The 2,249-nt window shown below is 32.4% G+C and carries 4 protein-coding genes; all 4 read right to left on the bottom strand.

Going from position 1 to position 2,249, the window contains the following annotated elements; translation table 11 throughout:
• Positions 1-281: 281 nt before the first annotated feature.
• Entirely contained in the window at positions 282-1,004 is a 723-nt protein-coding gene (locus tag QI30_RS19835) for a Fic/DOC family protein (RefSeq protein WP_126992122.1), read from the bottom strand.
• Positions 1,004-1,189: an antitoxin VbhA family protein gene (locus QI30_RS19830; protein ID WP_126992121.1), complete on the bottom strand. Its 186-nt coding sequence runs from the start codon at positions 1,187-1,189 to the stop codon at positions 1,004-1,006. Before QI30_RS19830 ends, QI30_RS19835 begins: the two co-directional genes overlap by 1 nt.
• A gap of 211 nt (positions 1,190-1,400) precedes the next feature.
• Positions 1,401-1,991, bottom strand: a complete 591-nt coding sequence (locus QI30_RS19825; RefSeq protein WP_126992151.1) for a hypothetical protein — start codon at positions 1,989-1,991, stop codon at positions 1,401-1,403.
• A gap of 57 nt (positions 1,992-2,048) precedes the next feature.
• A partial coding sequence (locus QI30_RS19820) for an SAVED domain-containing protein (protein ID WP_126992150.1) occupies positions 2,049-2,249 on the bottom strand: 201 nt, incomplete at its 5' end.

Below are 2,249 nucleotides of genomic sequence, written 5' to 3'. Positions count from 1 at the left end.
GGCAATGACACTCTCTCTGTTAAGCTTTATGCCCAGTCGTTCATTTTTTTCTGACATTGAATTCTCCTTTCTATTCATCTCTGATTAACTATAAAATAACTTTTCTATTTGTTCAATAAGCCATAAATTTTGCACTTAAAAGTTTTATTACATATATCAATTCATTAAGTAAACGTCATAATTTTCTATAATCTTGAGACAACTATTTTGAAAAGAACCTAAAAATGAAATGGAAAGACGTATCACAGCATACAAAAATGAGTACGTATGTAACTACGTACTCATTGAGGTTTATCTGGATTTGTATAAAATGGTTTTTCTTCATAGTTTGTGACATCATATTGTCCAACTGTCTTATAAGTAGAAGGCTTTTCCTCACTTTGCTTTGTTAGACCAGATGGTTTGTAGAATAATGCATCTGTGATAATCCGATGTAAATAACTAGGCTCTGGCGCTTCATCCACAGCAGCCATAACAAGTGCATTACGTAAATAGCCCGCATTTTGCGAAAGTAGTTCCGCATTAAAATCTAAGTTGTTTTTATCAGCAAATAGCTTCATAAAGATTGATACAGCACGCGTGTTGCCTTCACGATATGGATGGACACGCCATATATCTGTCATGAATTTCGCAAATTGTGAAGGAAGCTGTCGATTTTGAGGAGACCACTCTATTTGAGCAGCCCACTGAAAAATGGCTTTTAACGTATCACTGATACGATTTTTATCACAGTACGTTACAGATAAGCCATTTAACACGCGTTCATTTTTATAAATATTAATTGTTCGAAATTCCCCAGCCCACGTGTAAAGGTCTTCAAATAAGAAATGATGGATGTTTTGTAAAGACGTATAATCTGCAAAATCTAAATCATCGAGAATCGAGTGAATGTCGATAATACCAGCGATTAATAACTGAGCTTCCACATCAATAAGTTCTTTTTCGTCTACAATATTTAGTTTATTGATTAATACGTTTGAATTTGGATACACATAAGGGTCCATTAGTTTGTCGCCTTCGCATATTTCTGTAAAATGGCTTGTTTCAATTGGCTAGATGAAACCTCACCATTCTCATATTGATTTAATAAATTTTGTGTAAAGCTTGTCGGTTTTCCACCATCTAGCGCAGCCATACCTACTGCAAATCGTACTTGCTGTTGTCGTTCTAAGCGTGAATTGGCTTTCATACGGTCCACCTCTTTAAATTTGAATAGTAAGTTCAGTATATCATATTTCTTATATTTTCATGGATGTTGAAGGGCTTGTTGAGATGCACCAAATCAGCATGAAGATATTTAATGCGATGATGAATTTGTTTTAACATTAACAAAATGTTATTTGGGAATGTTTTTTATCAAATCTCATACATACTGACAATAATATCAATACCCGAGTTTTTTAGCCTATTAAGCCTTGACTTAAAGCTGGAAGAAAAGGAGATATAACTGCTACATGCTCTCCCAAACTTTGAATAAAACGCGTGTATTTTGTACTAAAACTTTCTTTTCCCATACTTTGTTCAAGATCGTCTACCTGGTTTAAAAGTAAACTTATTTCGTTTTCTTTGAAGTCTTGTTTTTTCAATTCATTTTTAATTTCATCAAACAAATTTGCATCACTTAATGAAATATTAATGGAATTATCAGTCGAACTTTCATTATATCTAGAGTTGGGAGCATTAAAATAATTATTAACTGTTTTATTAAAAGGTAATTTTTTTTCTTTAGCTGTTGCTTTTCTAACATCACATTGATAATGAGACTCAAATCCAGCAAATGCTTCGTAATACCCTCTATCAATTACTTCATATTTTTCAGTTGCACCGTTAGACATAGTACGGAATAAAAAATCACCTTCTTCAATAAGCAACGTACCATCAGAAATGAAAATCTTATTTTTTTGAACATCCGCACTAATATTTTCTACTACTTCGCCATTTGCTTTCTTTAAAGTTACTTTGTCATTAAAAAATTTTGAACTAAAACGCATATCTATCCCTCACTATAATATGTTAAATCTATCTTCTATATAATTCTTCAAAATTAACTACTGAATTGTTAAAGCATATTGAAATCCGTTTGTCTTACGATTCTGATCATAAACTTTTAAAGGTAAATCTGCTTTAGGCATCCAAGCACGACCTATTTCCACATTAATTGCTACTGGTGCAGCTGGAAAGATATTAATCTCATTCTCTTCCCCATGTCTATATTTTATTTCGTTTAATAGTTCTCGAAACACCTTTTT

The organism is Candidatus Kurthia intestinigallinarum, assembly GCF_003991225.1.
Classification (GTDB): domain Bacteria; phylum Bacillota; class Bacilli; order Bacillales_A; family Planococcaceae; genus Kurthia; species Kurthia populi.
The sequence above is the reverse complement of the archived record's forward strand: the minus strand, read 5'-3'. Positions and strand labels throughout refer to the sequence as shown.